This is a genomic window from Bernardetia aquimarina (assembly GCF_042180575.1).
In the GTDB taxonomy this organism is placed as follows: Bacteria; Bacteroidota; Bacteroidia; order Cytophagales; family Bernardetiaceae; genus Bernardetia.
The window spans coordinates 4,877,770-4,895,000 of sequence record NZ_CP170094.1 but is presented as its reverse complement, the minus strand read 5'-3'; the positions used below and the strand labels follow the sequence as shown (position 1 = coordinate 4,895,000).

Genomic DNA, 17,231 nt, shown 5'->3' with positions numbered 1-17,231 from the left:
TTTCTTCTGTAGATTTTATTTCACTTTCCAAAATATAGATATAGAAGAAGTCTTTTTAGCGAGTGATTTTATAGACTTTCAAATATCCCATACAAGTTTCATAAGAAAAAATGTAGAGTTCTTTCTCTCCATCTTTATTTACATCATGTTCTATGAAATGAAATTTTACTAGTAGTGTTCTTTATAATGATGGATTCTTTTCAATAGTTTTGTTGTAGTTTAACTAAAAAATATTTGATTGAGTTATAGTGATTATCCCATTTAAAAAAGAAAACCTCACTAACCTACGATTTCTTGTCTAATTGTATTATTCAAAACGCTCAATTTTAGTTGTCTCTTTTTTTACCTTCTTGTCAGAGTTGTTTTTTAGAAAATACAGTTCCATACAAAACAAAACTGTCAGCATAAACAATAGCTTTTTCCTTTATATTGCTTGTCTATCTCAAATAAAGCCCTAATATCCTCTCTTCATCTCTAACTCCACTATGAAAACCAACTACTAATCCTGTATGTCTTTCAATAACTAATCATATCTATGTTAGGACAATCTTCTTTAGTATTTGTTCATAACAACGTTTTAGGAGAGTAGTTACCCAACTTACACTTTTTTAAAAAAGATGACCAATACCTCGTAAAGCAATCTGTTCTAATTAAAAGTTGAGCAACTAACTCTTCACTCTTCTTGATAAGAACTAATAATGGTTTCTTTAATTAGCCATAAATAATCTTAATATGTTTTTATACTTCATAGCTTTTACGTATCAAAGCCACACCATTTGGAGGGATATATAACTTTCATTTGTTCTGTTTGCAAGTTATACTTAATAACTTTGCTTATTATATAATAAAGCAATGAGAACAAATGTGAGTTTCTTTAGTTGGTATTTTACAAATTAAAAAGCATCTGTCATATATGTAAGAATCGATTAATAATGTTTCTTTCCTTAGCAGTGTTTGTTCCCAGCAGATAACGACACATTAGATAGAAGAAAAAATAACTCTTGCTTTATAACTCTCTAATAAAATGATTATTTTTCTTCTCAAAACCAATCATGGTAGGATTTCCGTGTCCACAATAGATTTTTGTGTCGTCTGGTAATTTGTACATTACATTCTGAATTGTATCTCTCAAAACATCCATACTACCTCCAGGTAAATCGGTTCTTCCAATACTTTGAAGAAAAAGAACATCACCATTGACACAAAATTTTTGCTCTACTGAATAAAAAGCCAAATGACCTGGGGAATGACCTGGTACGAAAAGTGTTTTTAGTGTGGAATTCCCAAAAGTAATATCTGTTTTTTCGTCTATAAAAACATCAACAATAGTCGCATCATAACCACCAAAACCATACGAAGGGGCATATAAAGGAACTTGGTTGAGCTGTTCAGATTCAATTTTGTGAGCTTCTAATTTTACATCATACATATCTTTTACAAATTTATTTCCCAAAACATGATCAATATGACAATGTGTATTGATAAGACGAACTATCTTTAAATCATTTTGCTTAATAAAAGCCTTTAACACTTCTTTTTCTTGTGGCGAATAACAACCTGGATCAATGATAATAGCCTCTTTAGTCTCATCAAAAAGAATAAAGGTATTTTCTTGAAACTGATTAAATGTAAATTGTTGTATAGAGATCATATTTTTAGTGATTAGTGAGAAATTACCTTGCTGTTTAATTATTTTGAATTTCTTGTAAGAAAAATAAATTCGTAATTAATTGTAACTTTTTCTATCTTGTTTTTTTATTATTCACAAAATAAACGCTTCTACTATGAAATTCAAATTTTTACTTATTCTTTCTGCCTTATCCTTGTTTTTTGTTATTGGTTTTTCTTCTTGTAAGCCGAATCAAACTACTATCAAAAAAACACCCCAAACTCCTTTACTTGGCTCTTGGGAAATGGTAGAAGTACATTGGAAAACAAAAGATACTGTTTATTCTATTCCCAAAGCCCAATATGGATTATTTATTTTTGAAAAAAATCGTTATTCTATTATGTGGACTCCGATAGATAAAGCAAGAACACCATTTGTAAACCTTTCGAAGCCTACTGATGAAGAAAAAATGGCTGGGTTTAGTTCTGTTGTTTTTAATGGAGGCACTTATACAATGACAGATTCAACGGTTACAACAACAGCACTTATTGCAAAAGTACCTGGGTTTGAGGGAGGAGAACAGTTTTATAGATACACTATTAAAGATGATTTGTTACGCTTAGTTTTCTTTGATGAAACCTATCCAAATGGACAAAAACCTGAATGGTATGGAAAATATATAACTGAATTTGTGATGAGAAGAGCAAAATAAGGTTAGAAGTATGAAGTCAGACAAAGAGGTTATCATTACTTACCTTCTGACTTCATAGTTCTGAAACCTAACTTTTACTTTATAATTTGTTCTGTGTGTTCTTTTGTTTTTACCTTTTTGATAATCTCTTCAACTTTTCCTTCTGCATCAATTACAAAAGTAGTACGTTGTGTTCCCATATACTTTTTACCAAACATATTTTTTTCCTTCCAAACACCATACGCTTCATTTATAGAATGATCTTCATCAACTAAAAGAGGAAAAGGCAAATCATATTTTTCAGCAAATTTTTTGTGCGAAGCAACACCATCCTTACTCACTCCCAAAACCTCATACCCCTTTTCTTTAAGGTCTGTATAATTATCTCTTAAATTACAAGCCTGTGCAGTACATCCTGGAGTATCATCTTTTGGATAAAAATAAAGAATTACTTTCTTTCCTTTGAGTTGAGAAAGTTTGACTTCATGTCCATTTTGGTCGTGTGCTGTAAATTCAGGTGCTTTATCGCCTTTTTTGAGTTCCATAATAAAATCTTTTTTAGTGAAAAAATTAAAACTATCGAACTAAAAAATATGAAGTAAAGTTTTGATAAAAAAAATAAAATCATAATTCACTGACTTACAACAAATTAAATACAAAAATCTTTTTTTTATAAAAAAAACCATTTTTTTTCTTTAAAATGTTGGTAAAATAAAAAAAACGTTTTACCTTTGCACTCGCAATAAGGGACAAAAACCCAACTTATAATAGAGTAAGAAAAAATAAAATATGGCGAGGTAGCTCAGTTGGTTAGAGCGCAGCACTCATAATGCTGAGGTCGAGAGTTCGAATCTCTCCTTCGCTACAAGTATTAAATATCAAAGGTCTTTATTCATTTTTTGAGTAAAGACTTTTTTATTGCTTACTATTGTAATTTCTTATTGAAATAGTATATTTACTTTTTCAAAAAAACTCAAAATCAAATGGCAAAAATCTCTCGTTACCCAAACTTAGATTTACTTAGAGCATTAGCAGTTATGATGGTGGTTTTTTATCACTGTTGTAATTTAATAGGAGTTCCTTTATGGCTTTGGAAATGGTTGGAAGTATTAGGTTCTAGTAGTGTAGAGTTATTTTGTATTTTGAGTGGTTTTTTGATCGGAAGTATTTATTGGGAAGAGAATGATAGAGTTGGAGAAGTCAATATAAGAGTTTTTATTCTTAGGAGGATTTATCGTACTGTTCCGATGTATTACCTTTTTATGGTCTTAGCATATATTGCTGTTTATGTAGTACGAGAGCAAGAATTTTCTTGGACATATTTGTTTTTTTTACAAAATTATGAAACAGAAATGCCCTTTTATGTCATCAGTTGGACACTTTGTGTAGAAGAACATTTTTATCTATTAATGCCTTTTTTGGTTTGGTTATTTTTACGAATTCCAAAAAAACTAACCATCATTTCTCTCATTGTTTTGTTTATTATCCCCATACTACTTAGGCTTTCATTTTATGATGAAACAATAGGGTTAAAATTTGGCTATGATGTTGTTGCTTCTCATTTTAGATATGAGAGCTTATTACTAGGAGTTGTTATTTCTCAAATATTACGTTATCACGAAACTTTTTTTGATAGATTAATACCTTATAGATATTTTATTTATGCAGCTACATTTATCATTATTTCATCGTATGTATTTCTACCTACTCTATTAAAAGCAGAAATTTCTATAACAATTAGTGGTATATTATATGGGCTTTGTTTGATAGTTGCTGTGCGAGGCAAACCTATTGCATTAGCAACTAAACCACTCACTTATAAAATAGCAACTTCTTCTTATAGCACCTATTTAGCTCATTCCTTATGGTTACATGTTTGGATTTATATCTTTGATTATGTAGGAGCTACATCTGTTTGGATAAAAGTACCTATTATGTTTCTTTGGTCTTTTACAATAGGGTATATTGTTTTTAGACTTTTAGAAAAACCAATTATTAGACTTAGAAATAGACATGTTCCTGCAAGATAAAGCAAATGAAAATTTATTTAAACCATTTTTTTGATAATAGAAGTCAAGTTATAAATAATAGAACATTATTTATATCAGTAGTTATTTTTATAATAAGTTTATTTTTCTTTTACTTAGTGATTTTTTTTGGTATTACTACTGATATCCAAGCACATTCTAATATTCTAAAAGAGTCTGTTTATTATTACAATTTTCCAATTCCTCCTCTCTATTATTTATCTATATACATTATTTCAGGATTTAATAGAATATTTTCTATAAATAATGCCTCTATTTTTGTTCTTTCTCTTGCTATGGTAGGTAAATATTTGGCTTCATTACAATTAGCTAATCATATTTATCCAAATACTTTACACTCTTTTAAGAATACTTACCTGTTTCTTGGTTTTATTGCTTGTATTCTATTTTTGAATCCTATTTTTTATGATTTTCAAGATTATAAATTTTATTTAGGTCGTATAGCTATTTCAGCTTGGCACAACTCAACTATAATATTTCTTATGCCTTTTGCTGTTTTGCTATTTTGTTATTCATTGGAATTTATAGAGAGCAATACTATTCATAGAAAAAATATTTGTTATATAATTATACTGGGGACTATAAATTTACTTATCAAACCAAGTTTTCTATTTATTTTTATTCCTTCTTTTCCATTAATGATTCTCTTATGGGAAAAGAAATTCAATAAAAAAGTAACTATTGGTTTTTCTATAAGCTCAGCATTATTCATAGGAATCATCATATTATACTGTATAATATATCTCTTCAATAATTCTACTTCAGTAGATTCTGAGCAAAGTAATATAGGTATTGCTCCTTTTTTACTTTTTAATAGTTATAGTACCAATTTTTTTGTCGACTTCATTATTAGTACACTATTTCCTATCATAAGCTTATTAATCATAAAAGAATTAAAAAATATATTCTTAATAAGATATTCTATATTACTATATATTTTTGCTTTTTTAATTGCAGCTTTTATTGTAGAAACAGGACCAAGACTTTATCATGGAAATTTTGGATGGCAACTCATTGTAGCGAACTATATGCTATTCTTAGTGATAAGTATCTTTGTTTTTAAGAAAATACAACAAAGAAAAATCAAAATTTGGAAAACGATACTACTTAGCAGTATATTTCTTCTTCATTTCATTAGTGGTATTGGTTACTTATTTAAAATTATTATTGTAGGAAATATTGGATGATATTTTTGGATTCTAAATTAAAAACACTACTTTTGCAGTTCTATTACAAACTGTATTCTATCTAAAAATACTAATTTAGTTAATGTCTAAAGTTATTTCTTCTGCTCCTTCTCGCACTCTTTTCATGACTTGCTTTATGCTAGTGCTAGTTGTCTTTTCGACAACAATGCGTTTTGCTGGTGTAGAAGCAAATGCTAGATGGATAGAAAATAATTTTATTAACCTTACAGAAAATGCAAGACTTGACTATTCATCAGTCAATAATCTTGATACAGATATAGATACAAAAAAAATATCTAACTCTGACAATCAACCAGAAAAAGAACCTCTTACACTCAAAACAGCATCTTCTTCGGAAGCTCTTTTGCAAGGATTTGTTACTACTGAGTTTTTTCAAAATATAATTCTTGCTCCTAGTATAGAGTTTAGTTTTCTTTCTTTTTCTACTCAAAAAATAAATAGTGTAAGTTATTACTTTTCTAGTTCTACATTCTTCAAAACACTATTTAGGTGCTTTATTTCCCCAAATGCACCGTAGTCAGTTATCAGTAAACAGTTATCAGTTAATATTCTTTTAAGTCTTCGACTTTATTATTGATTATATGGTATGACTGTTTTCTTCCAATCGCATCGCAATTTCATTTCACACATTTATATATTTCAATTCTTAACATTGGGTTTCGTTTTGTTTATTATGAAGTTTTATGCTTTGTAATCCGTAATTAGCTACGCTGATTATTTCATAATTCGTAATCCGTAATTCTTATATTCTCATGCAAAATAGAGGTTTTATTATATTCCTTGCTATTCTCTTTGCAGTTTTGTGTCTGTTTTCATTATCATTCACACTTGTATCTCGCAACGTAGAAAGCAACGCAGTAGCTTATGCAACAGAAAAAGCACAAGGCGACTCAGAAGTCCAAGCAAAACTCAAAAAACAGTATTTGGACTCTATGTGGTCACAGCCTGTTTATGACATCCTAATCGCTAACTTCACCTATCAAGAAGTAAAAGAAAAAGAGCTTAATCTTGGTCTTGACCTTCAAGGTGGTATGCACGTAACACTTGAAGTTTCTCCAATAGACATCTTGAAAGCATTGTCTAATGAAAGCCAAAATGAAGACTTTCAAGCTGCACTTGCAGAAGCAAACAAACAACAGGCTTCTAGCCAAGACCGTTATGTAGAGCTTTTCTTTGATGCTTATCAAGAAAAAGCAGGCGAAGGCAAATTGAAAGACGTTTTTGCTACTTCTGCAAATAGTGGAAAAATCAATTTCCGTTCTTCTGACAAAGAAGTAGAAGATTTTATTCGTGCAGAAGTAGATGGTTCTGTTCAAAGAGCTTTCGAAATTATCCGTACTCGTGTAGATAAATTTGGTGTAACACAGCCAAATGTTCAGCTTATTGAAGGAACTAGCCGTATTCAGGTAGAACTTCCAGGGGTAAGTAATGCAGAACGTGTTCGTGATTTATTACAAGGTGTTGCAAAACTAGAGTTTTGGGAAGTTTATCAGCCACAAGAATACCAAGAAGTTTTGACACAAATCAATACATTTTGGGTAGAAAATCGTATGGAAAAAGTAGAAACTGAAAAAACAGACGATTTGACACTTCCTGATACAACAGTTACGGCTGATACAGGAAATGATTTGATAATGAATGATGATGATACACAAACAGATAGTACAACACTTGCTGCAAATGATTCTTCTGCAAAAGCTGATGATTTATTAGCTGATGCAGATACTACTCAAAATCAAACTGTTTCTCCTCTTTTTTCAAAACTCACTCCTCTTAGTCAAACTTATTTTACATTGACGTATGAAGCCTTAGATACTTCTTCTATCAATAAAATATTGAATGACCCAATGGTAAAAAGTATCATTCCTAAAGACATGAAATTCTTTTGGGGTGTAAAACCAGATGCAGAAAACGAAGGAAAGTCATTTTATACACTTCATGTCATCAAAACAGCAGCAGGTGGCAAATCTCCAATGACAGGGGATGTAGTTACTGATGCTCGTCAAGACATCAATCCAAACGGACAAGTAGAGGTTTCTCTAGCTATGAATGGAGAAGGCGCACGTCTTTGGAAAGACCTCACAGGAAAAAATGTAGGTCGTCAGATTGCAATCGTTCTTGATGATTATGTATATTCTGCTCCAAATGTAAACGAAGAAATTGGTGGTGGTCGTTCTTCTATCTCTGGTAGCTTTACTATTGAAGAAGCAACAGACTTAGCAAATATCTTGAAAGCTGGTAAACTTCCTGCTCCTACTCGTATTGTAGAAGAAGCAGTAGTAGGACCTTCTTTGGGAGCTGCTGCACAAAATCAAGGTATCTATTCTATTCTTGTTGGACTTAGTTTAGTAGTTATATTTATGATTGTTTATTATGCAAAAGCTGGTATTGTAGCAAACGTAGCTCTTCTTGCAAATATCTTCTTTATCTTCGGACTTTTGGCTCAACTTGGAGCTGCACTTACACTTCCAGGTATTGCAGGTATTGTACTTACAATCGGTATGTCGGTAGATGCAAACGTTTTGATTTTTGAAAGAATTAGAGAAGAACTTGCACTAGGAAAAGGTTTGATGGTTTCGATTGAAGATGGTTTCCAACGAGCTTTAATTACAATTATTGATGCCAACGTAACAACACTTATCACTTCGGTTGTACTTTATGTATTGGGCGCAGGTCCTATCAAAGGTTTTGCCGTTACTTTGATGATTGGTATTGTTTGTTCATTCTTTACAGCAGTTTATGTAAGTCGTTTGATTATCTATTGGATGAGCCGTAAAGGAGATGAGAGCAATATGTCTTTCTCTACTCCATTTACTAAAAGTATGTTGGCTAACACTAACTTCAACTTTATGGGCAAACGCAAGATTGGCTATATTGTTTCTGGTGTTGTGATTGTTATTGGTGCTGCCATTTTATTTACAAATGGCTTAAATATGGGTGTTGATTTCACAGGTGGACGCTCGTATGTAGTTGCTTTTTCACAAGATGTAACTCCTTCGCAAATTGAAGCAAGTATCGAACAAAAACTTCAAACAAGTGTAGAAGTAAAAAGCTATGATGGAAATGATAAAGTAAAAATCACAACAAGCTATCGTTCGGAAGAAGAATCTACTGATGTAGATGTTGCTATTCAGAACGAAATTATGGCTAGTTTGGGAGAAAAATATGTAGCTCTTAATCCAGAAGTAGTAAGCACTTCGAAAGTAGGTGCAACTATCGCTGATGATATTGCTGACTCAGCTCGTACTGCTGTAATTGTAGCCTTGATTTTGATGTTTGGTTATATTTCAGTTCGTTTTAGCAACTGGCGTTTTGGTGCTGGTGCTGTGGCTGCCCTTACACACGATAGTTTGATTGTACTTTCTCTTTTTGCAATCGCTTACCTTTTAGGATTTGCTGTTGAGATTGACCAAGTATTTATTGCAGCCATTCTTACTGTAATTGGTTATTCATTGAATGATACAGTAGTTGTGTTTGACCGTATTCGTGAAGCTCTCAATGATAGAGTAGATGAAGATTTACAAGAAACAATCAATGGAGCTGTCAATGCTACACTTAGTAGAACATTAATTACTTCTGTTACTACACTTTTGGTAGTCTTGATTTTGTTTATTTTCGGTGGAGAAGCTCTTAAAGGATTCTCTTTTGCTCTTCTTATTGGTGTAATTGTAGGTACATATTCTTCTGTTTTTGTTGCAACTCCTTTAGTATTAGATTTGTATTCTAAAAATGCTATTGAAAATGAGCGTGCATTACTAGAAAAGAAGAAAGAAAAATATGCTCAACAATATTCTGATAAAGAAGAAATGGCTGAATATATGAAAGCCATGGAAGAGGAAGCAAATAATCCTCAAGAGCAACAAGAAGCTCAACCTCTTGTAAGACCTAAAAAACCTAAGAAATACTAATATAGTGATTAGTGATTAACTATAAATGATTAGTTAATTACTTCTTAGAAATTCAAAATCCCTTCTGACTTGGTTGTTAGAAGGGATTTTTTGTTAGACGAAATCGAAAAGTAGTTTCTAAATTGCACTTTGATTAAAATCACAAATTATAAATCAGAGGAATCAAGTAAAAGTATTTTTGTACTATCATTTAAGTAATCAGCATTCTCTATGATTTTCTTACAAGAATCATTTAGTATTTCAGCATTTTCTTTTATCAAAAATAATTTTCTTCCGTCTTTAAATTCTATTTGAGTAAAATTTCCTCCTTCTGGTAGCGTAGTAATAGATTTGATTTGATAATCAATAATTGTATTAGCTATTTCAGCCATGGCTAATGCAAAATCTTCTGCTTCTGTATGATGTATGTGAAATTCTTTAAAGAAAGCAGTAGGTTCTTTAGAAGATGAATCTGCTTTTTCTTCTATGTGTTTGAATGAAATTATGCCATTATAAATTCTGTATCTTGATAAGGAGAAATCTTTATATAATCTACACATTTCGTCTTTTCCTAATATTTCAATTAATGTAGAATCTCTAAAAGGATTAAATTCTGTAAAGCTTAGCTCTCTATAGATTTTCATGTATGTTCTATTTTCCTCTAAATTTATTGTTACAGAATCTGTATGTATATTTTCTAGCTTCCAAAAGTTTGCTAAATCATTCTCTGTAAAAGATCTATTGTAACTGACTTCTAATGTATCTTCTAGTATTGCTTCAACCGTTGCTTTTTCTATTTCTTCTGTCGGTTCTTCAGAAAAGAAATTTATAAAAACAGTAAAACCAACAATTCCAGTTAGTAAAAGGAAACCTATTATTGATGAGACTTTATTTGATGATGGACTTTGTGGCATACGATTTAATTACTATAAAGTAGTTTTGTACTATCATTTAATGATTGTGCATTTCCTAAAATTCTTTTATACTCCTCTTCAAGTTTTGCATTCTTTTTTACTAAAAAAATACTTCTACCATCTTTGAAATTTATATGAGTAAAATCTCCTAACTCTGTTGTGGTATGGATAGATTGAATCTGATATTTTACAAATAAACTCCCTATATCCGTTAGTTTTTTATGATTTACAGAACCTTTTAGCAAAAAATCTTCAAATGTCATTATATGTTTTCCATTATAAGAGTGTCTAAAATCTATCTTTCCATAATTAATTATTGTTATTAACGTTCTTTTTTTATCATAATCAATTTTGATAGAATCAGTTTGTAAGTTTTCTAGCTTCCAAAGTTTAGCTAAATCATTTGACTGAAAGGCTTCCAACTTACTATTTGCTAATTTGACTTCCCAAGCATGTTCTTTTCTTGCTTCGGCTTCTGTTTTCTGTACAAAGATATTTGTAACAACAGTAAAACCAACAATTCCAGCTAGTAAAAGGAAACCTATGATTGATGAAAATTTATTTGTTAATGTATTTTGTGGCATGTTGAATATTCTTTTAGAATAATAATTTTACTCTACTTTAGGTAAATATAATTTTGTGCTATCATTTAGAAATTTAGCTTCTTTTATAAACTCCTTATAGTAAGTGTTTTTTATGCTCTCGTTGTCTTTTATCAAAAATACTTTTGAGCTATCATTAAAATTAATACAAGTAAAATAATTATTTTTTGGTAAAAAATCTATAGAGCTTATTTGAAATTTTGCAATCAGATGCCCCACATGTGAGGCAACTGAATTCATATCATAATATAAAAGTTCAAAACTTTCCATTTGCATTCTTTCATTTCTATTAAACTTCAATATTCCATAATGAATATATGAACTATCCTTTGAAAGGAAATCTCTTTCATACTCATCTATATCATTCAAAAAAGTAAAACCAAAACATTTCCTTCTTTTATTAACTGACATGTACAGTTCCTTTTCTTTGTTTGGTATAACTACCCTTTTAGATTCAACACCCTCTAATTGCCAAAGCTGTCCAATTTCTATTTTAGTAAAATCTTTATGTAAAGGTGTTTTTTCTACCTCCTCATCTGTCTTAACTTCTACTACTTCTTCACTTGTTTTTTCAACAAAAAAACTTATAAAAACAGTAAAACCAACAATTCCAGCTAATAAAAGAAAACCTATGATTGATGAGACTTTATTTGATGATTGATTTTGTGGCATATTTTAATAAGGGTAAATAACTTTTGTGCTGTCATTTATAAACTCTGCTCGTTCGATGAGTTTTTTGGAATATTCCGTTTTTATTTTTGCATTTTGTTTTATCAAAAATAATTGTCTTCCATCTTTTAATTCAATTTTGGTAAAATCTCCTGCCTTTGATTCAGTAAAAATAGATTCTATCTGATAGTTTAAGATTATATTTCCTATTTCCTTGAGTTTAATAGAATCGGAGCGACTAAGGTCTGAGGGAATTGCTTTAAAATTTTCAAATATTATTTTATCATTATTCTTATCAAAATCACTATGTTTGAAAGCTAATATTCCATAATTCACAACAAACTCTTTTTTGGAACTACTATTATATATTTTTTCTAATAGTTGCTTTACAGAATCAGATGCTTCATTATAATTAGCACCTCCTAAAGGGTTATGATTTAAAATACCTTTTATTTCATTGATAGACATGAAGGTTTTTTGACGATTTTCGTAAGTATGTCCTTCTGCCTGAAAATATCTTAATTCCCAAAGATTAGCCAAATCAATCGAATCTAAAATACTAAATTCTGGTTCTTCTACTTCTACTATATCTACTTCCTCTTTTATTTCTTCAACGGGTTTTTCAGTAAAGAAATTTATAAAAACAGTAAAACCAACAATTCCAGCTAATAAAAGAAAGCCTATTATTGATGAAAATTTGTTTGATGATGTATTTTGTGGCATATTTTATTTTTAATAAGGATACATTATTCTTGTGCTATCATTCAAACAATCAGCACTTTCTATCACTCTTTTATATTCCTCCGTAACCTTTGATTTTGCTCTTACTAAGAATATTTCTCTACCATCTTTCAGCATAACACGAGTAAATTCCCCATGCATTGTCTCAGTGCTAATAGATTGAACTTGATACTGTGAATATATATTTCCTATTTCTTTCAATGTAGTCGAATCAGTAACAGACTTTTTAAGATGTTCTATTTTGATATTATCAATAATTACTTTATCAGTTCCTAAATGTTCGAAGGATAGTATTCCATAATCGACAATAAATTTTTGTTTGAAGTTCTTAAACTCATCAGGATTTTCACTATTTATAATATCCCTAAAATCTTCAATGCTTATTATTTTATCAATTTCCACAACAGTCTTTTCTCCATTCTTACTTTCTGTTATTAACCCTGTATGTAATTTCTCTAGTTTCCAAAGATTAGCTAAATCTGTAGAATCCAAAGCTCTAAACTTTGGCTCTTCTACCTCTATTATTACTTCTTCCTCTTCTTCAAACTCTTCCTCAATTGGCTGTCCTACAAAAAAATTTATAAAAACAGTAAAGCCAATAATTCCAGCTAGTAAAAGGAAACCTATGATTGATGACAGTTTATTTGATGATTGATTTTGTGGCATACGATTTTAAAAATTAATAATTTCTTTATTGATCTTCTAATCGCTGCATAATTTGCAACGAATATACGATTTATTCGCCTTATTTAGTTTTTTCTGAAGGGAAAATAATTCTTGTACTGTCATTTATATATGCTGCTTTTAGTAGTAATTTTTCAAAAAACTCTGCTTTTACTTTTGTATTTTCTTTTATCAAAAATATTTCTTTTCCATCTGTTAGAACAATTATAGTAAAATCTCCTACTTCTGGGTCATTGTAAATAGCTCTTATTTGATATTTTATAAAAATATCTCCTATTTCAGTTAGATTAAATAACTTTTTGTTTGAATCATCAATTTTAAATTTTTCAAATACCTTGCTACCATAACGGTCATTATCTTGATTTTGATAGTTAAATTCTAATTTGCCATAATAAACAAGATGTGTCTTTATAGATGGAATACTAGGATTGGTAGTAGAAAAACCCTCTTTTCTATAATTTTCACCATACTTTTTTTGAAAAACTATCTCTAAAGAATCATTTAATTTATTGAAAGAAACCTCATCTTTTCCATAATAGTACATTTTCATTTTCGTTGTAAGGAGTATCTTTTTTAATTGTATGGACGTGATATTTTTATCTTTTTCAACTTGCATAGAATCTGTTTTGAAGTTTTCTAATTTCCAAAAATTTTCTACATCTTCTTTATTAAAAGCATTAAAATATGACTTTACAAGTATCTTATCTTTAGTAGAATCTTGAGTAATTATTTCTTTATTCTCTTCTTTTTTGGTATGCTCTACTTCTTTTTCTACAAAGAAATTCACAAAAACCGTAAAACCAATAATTGCAATCAGTAAAAGAAAGCCTATAATTGCTGAAAATTTATTTGATGATTGATTTTGTGGCATATTTTATTTCTGGTAAGGGTAGATAACTTTGGTACTATCATTTAGCGATTCAGCATTTTCTATCAGCTCTTTATAATAATCCTCTATTATTTCAGCATCTTTCTTTATCAAAAAGATTTGTCTTCCATCTTTTAAAATTATACAGGTAAAATCACCATGTTCTGTATTGGTATTAATTGAATTAATTTGATAATCTAAAAATATTTCTCCTATCTCCTTCAACAAGTCGGTGGTTGTTATATTAAAATGATTAACCTTCACTTTTCTTATTGTGTCTTTATCCTGTTTAATATTTACATCCGTATCATATTTAAAATTATAATAATAATGTTCTAATATCAACCTTCCATAAGCAGTAATAAAAACTTTTCTTGAATCAGCATTTGGTTGATTATTAAGTTGATTATTAATAAAATCCTTTTCGGTAAGATTCCGATATTCTTCTTGGAAATGCCTCTTTAAAGAATCATTCATTTTTTTAAATTCAAAATCATACATAGGATCATATGTTTTGGTCACAGCTAGTATTTTATTAATTTTTAGTTCTGTTTGTCTATTATCATATCTTTTCGATTTGATTTGAATTGTTTGTATGTCTTTTAGTTTCCACAGTTTGACTAAATCAAGAGAATCAAAATTTCTAAGATGTCTTTTTTCTCGTATTAATGTATTAGTTGCTTCTTTTTGAGTTTCTGACATCTGCTTTGCAGTCTCTACTTTCTTCTTACCAAAAAAAATTAATAGAAATTGTAAAACCTATTACTAAAAGAAGCAAAGTGACTCCAATAAAAGAAGATAGTTTAGTTGTTGGGTTTTGTGGCATAATAGAATAAGATTTATTTAAAAAGTCGCTGTCCAAAAATAATGAAATGCTGCCATACTGCACCTATGAAACCAATATGTTTTTGAAAGATTTGGAAACGCTCTTGAAGTGATTTTTTCTTTTGAGAAGTCGAAATTCCTCCTGCCAAAAAGTGAGCAATCGTTATTTCTACTTGTTTTACTCTTATTTCTTGCTCATTATTTTTGCGTTTTTCTATTTCTCTAAAAAGACGAATAGACCAATCTATATCTCCAGCTAATCTAAAATCCAAATCATACAAAGGCGCAATTTCTCTACGAACTAGCATCGCTTGATGACAAATTACCATTCCTTCCAAGAAATTTTTGTAGCCTTTTTTTGCTAATTCCTTTTCTGGAGGAGCAGTTTTGTGATAATCTGTGAAGGTATTATCTAAGTATTTAATCTTTACTTTTCCATAAATAAAATCTATATTCTCAAAAATACTATTTTCACTTTGAATTTCAGAATTATTTTTATTCAAGACTTTATTTATTACATTTTCTACCGTTTGAGGAGTTGGAATTGTATCTCCTGCGTGTAAAAACCATACAAAATCGCCTGTACTGAGTTTCAATCCTTTATTCATTGCATCATAAAGACTTTTATCTTTTTCACTTATCCAAGTGTTGATGAATTTTTGATTTTGTTCTATGATTTCTTTTGTTCCGTCCGTAGAATTTCCATCAATGACTACATATTCTATATTTTGATACGTTTGATTTTTGACCGATTCAAGTGTTTGAAGGAAAAGTTCTTTTGCATTTCGGACGACGGTAATAATGCTTAATTTCAATATTTCTAGTGATTAATGTTTAGTGATAAGTGATTAGTTTTGAGTAGTTAATTAATCACTAATAATTTATAACTAATCACTATTTTAATCAATTTTGACTTCAATTTTACGGTGCATATCCAATTTTACCAAGATAAAAAGTAATAGTGTAAAACCCCAAAGCGACGAGCCACCATAACTAAAAAACGGCAATGGAATACCAATTACAGGAAAAAGCCCGATTGTCATTCCGATATTTACTACAAAATGATAGAATAAAATCGAAACTACACCATAGGCATAGACCCTAGAAAATTTTGATTTTTGCCGTTCTGCTACGTGAATGAGCCTAAAAAACAGCAAAACAAACAACACCAAGACACCAAAACTTCCTACCCAGCCTTGCTCTTCTCCAATGGTACAATAAATAAAGTCGGTGCTTTGGTCAGGCACATAATTGAGTTTTGTGTGTGTTCCTTCTAAAAATCCTTTTCCTGTTAGTCCTCCCGAACTAATGGCACTTTTTGAGTTATAGACTTGCCACCCAAAATCTTGTTTTCCTTGCGTTGGGTCGACCAAAACTTCTAATCTTTTGCGTTGATATTCTTTCAAAACATCTTTTACAAAAAAGTCTAATCCTCCCACAATCGCCACAGCAGCCATTACGATAAAGCCAACAAGCCAAATTGGTTTGTATTTTTTGTCTATTGTAAGTGAAAAAATTCCTTTTATAAATAACCAAACAGCAAAAATACCACTTAGCCACATCAAATTTTGTTTGAAAGATTCAGATTTGATAAGTGCAATATCTTCTGATTGATATTCTTGAATAGGAAGCCACCAAGGAATTGTCAAAAGAATAACATTCAAACCAATTTCTATCATAAAAACAAACCATTTTGGACGGTCTTCAGCTCGTCTTCTGAAAAAATCTATGAGTTGAATAAAAAGCAAAATAGCTCCTCCAATGACAATAATTCGCTGCATCAATCCCCACAAATCGGAGAGCATAACGAGTGTAGCTACCAAAAGCAAAATAGCAGAAAGCCCAGCCACCATAATAAAAGAAGGCAATCCTTCACGGTAAAAAACAATGAAAAAACTAGCAAAAACCATCGCAGAACCCGTATCTCCTTGTAAAATTGTAAGAACAGCAGGAATACCAATAATGACCATCAAAACACCAATATACTTCCATTTTTCGGCACTTACTCGTTTGTTTCCTAAAAAAAAGGCTATCATCAGAGCCGTTCCTACTTTGGCAAGTTCGGCAGGTTGGAAGCGAATTCCTCCAAAATCAAACCACGACTTTGAGCCTGCGACTTCCCTTCCAAAAAGTAAAACTCCGACCAGTAAAGCCATTGTTCCGATATAAAAAAAGGGAGAAACAGAAGCAAAAAGCCGAACATCTAAAAGCATCAAAACAAGAGCAAGCATTGTTGCCAGCCCAATCCACATGATTTGTTTTCCTGCGTTGGTCTTAAACAAAAATTGAGTAACAGTATAAGTTTTTTCAGCGTCATAAATGGCTGCATAAATACTAATCCAACCCCAAGTAAGAAGTCCAAAAAACAATAAAATTGTCATCCAGTCTAACTGAGAGAAAGGCGAACGAGAAGAGGAAGAAGAACCGTACATTTTTAGTGATTAATGATTTATTAACTATTCGTGATATGTGTATTTAAATCCTA

Annotated in this window: 16 protein-coding genes and 1 tRNA gene; 6 read left to right on the top strand and 11 right to left on the bottom strand. The window is 30.4% G+C overall.

Annotated elements, in window-relative coordinates; genetic code table 11:
- Window positions 1–1,006: 1,006 nt before the first annotated feature.
- The gene (locus tag ACE193_RS20905) at window positions 1,007–1,651 is read right to left on the bottom strand and encodes an MBL fold metallo-hydrolase (RefSeq protein ID WP_375560150.1); all 645 of its coding nucleotides are present in this window, start codon (window positions 1,649–1,651) and stop codon (window positions 1,007–1,009) included.
- Window positions 1,652–1,784: 133 nt separating this feature from the next.
- Here ACE193_RS20905 and ACE193_RS20900 point away from each other — a divergent pair, with 133 nt between their 5' ends.
- Window positions 1,785–2,321: a lipocalin-like domain-containing protein gene (locus tag ACE193_RS20900; RefSeq protein WP_375560149.1), complete on the top strand. Its 537-nt coding sequence runs from the start codon at window positions 1,785–1,787 to the stop codon at window positions 2,319–2,321.
- Between the two features lie 74 nt (window positions 2,322–2,395).
- Here ACE193_RS20900 and bcp read toward each other — a convergent pair whose 3' ends face one another.
- A complete protein-coding gene (gene bcp / locus ACE193_RS20895; RefSeq protein ID WP_375560148.1) occupies window positions 2,396–2,845 on the bottom strand; it encodes a thioredoxin-dependent thiol peroxidase in 450 nt (149 codons plus the stop codon).
- Between the two features lie 246 nt (window positions 2,846–3,091).
- On the opposite strand from bcp, the gene ACE193_RS20890 reads away from it, so the two are divergent.
- From ACE193_RS20890 to secDF, 5 genes are all read left to right on the top strand, one after another.
- A tRNA-Met gene (locus ACE193_RS20890) sits at window positions 3,092–3,165 on the top strand.
- 118 nt (window positions 3,166–3,283) lie between these two features.
- Window positions 3,284–4,330: an acyltransferase family protein gene (locus tag ACE193_RS20885; protein ID WP_375560147.1), complete on the top strand. Its 1,047-nt coding sequence runs from the start codon at window positions 3,284–3,286 to the stop codon at window positions 4,328–4,330.
- Between the two features lie 116 nt (window positions 4,331–4,446).
- Window positions 4,447–5,535: a hypothetical protein gene (locus ACE193_RS20880; RefSeq protein ID WP_375560146.1), complete on the top strand. Its 1,089-nt coding sequence runs from the start codon at window positions 4,447–4,449 to the stop codon at window positions 5,533–5,535.
- An 82-nt stretch (window positions 5,536–5,617) separates the two neighbouring features.
- Window positions 5,618–6,073: a hypothetical protein gene (locus ACE193_RS20875; RefSeq protein ID WP_375560145.1), complete on the top strand. Its 456-nt coding sequence runs from the start codon at window positions 5,618–5,620 to the stop codon at window positions 6,071–6,073.
- Window positions 6,074–6,308: 235 nt separating this feature from the next.
- A complete protein-coding gene (secDF, locus tag ACE193_RS20870; RefSeq protein WP_375560144.1) occupies window positions 6,309–9,464 on the top strand; it encodes a protein translocase subunit SecDF in 3,156 nt (1,051 codons plus the stop codon).
- A gap of 146 nt (window positions 9,465–9,610) precedes the next feature.
- On the opposite strand, the gene ACE193_RS20865 is transcribed toward secDF, so the two are convergent.
- From ACE193_RS20865 to rodA, 9 genes are all read right to left on the bottom strand, one after another.
- Window positions 9,611–10,357 (bottom strand): hypothetical protein, encoded by a 747-nt coding sequence (locus tag ACE193_RS20865; protein ID WP_375560143.1) that lies wholly within the window; start codon window positions 10,355–10,357, stop codon window positions 9,611–9,613.
- 5 nt (window positions 10,358–10,362) lie between these two features.
- The gene (locus ACE193_RS20860; protein ID WP_375560142.1) at window positions 10,363–10,941 is read right to left on the bottom strand and encodes a hypothetical protein; all 579 of its coding nucleotides are present in this window, start codon (window positions 10,939–10,941) and stop codon (window positions 10,363–10,365) included.
- 27 nt (window positions 10,942–10,968) lie between these two features.
- On the bottom strand, window positions 10,969–11,631 hold the full coding sequence (locus ACE193_RS20855; protein ID WP_375560141.1) for a hypothetical protein: 663 nt from the start codon (window positions 11,629–11,631) through the stop codon (window positions 10,969–10,971).
- Window positions 11,632–11,634: 3 nt separating this feature from the next.
- Window positions 11,635–12,351: a hypothetical protein gene (locus tag ACE193_RS20850; protein ID WP_375560140.1), complete on the bottom strand. Its 717-nt coding sequence runs from the start codon at window positions 12,349–12,351 to the stop codon at window positions 11,635–11,637.
- Between the two features lie 9 nt (window positions 12,352–12,360).
- A complete protein-coding gene (locus ACE193_RS20845) occupies window positions 12,361–13,035 on the bottom strand; it encodes a hypothetical protein (protein ID WP_375560139.1) in 675 nt (224 codons plus the stop codon).
- A gap of 79 nt (window positions 13,036–13,114) precedes the next feature.
- Entirely contained in the window at window positions 13,115–13,924 is an 810-nt protein-coding gene (locus ACE193_RS20840) for a hypothetical protein (RefSeq protein ID WP_375560138.1), read from the bottom strand.
- Window positions 13,925–13,927: 3 nt separating this feature from the next.
- Window positions 13,928–14,623: a hypothetical protein gene (locus tag ACE193_RS20835; protein ID WP_375560137.1), complete on the bottom strand. Its 696-nt coding sequence runs from the start codon at window positions 14,621–14,623 to the stop codon at window positions 13,928–13,930.
- A 137-nt stretch (window positions 14,624–14,760) separates the two neighbouring features.
- Window positions 14,761–15,561 (bottom strand): glycosyltransferase family 2 protein, encoded by an 801-nt coding sequence (locus tag ACE193_RS20830; protein ID WP_375560136.1) that lies wholly within the window; start codon window positions 15,559–15,561, stop codon window positions 14,761–14,763.
- Window positions 15,562–15,645: 84 nt separating this feature from the next.
- Complete coding sequence (rodA, locus tag ACE193_RS20825) at window positions 15,646–17,178, bottom strand: rod shape-determining protein RodA (RefSeq protein WP_375560135.1); 1,533 nt, start codon at window positions 17,176–17,178, stop codon at window positions 15,646–15,648.
- Between the last annotated feature and the right edge of the window lie 53 nt (window positions 17,179–17,231).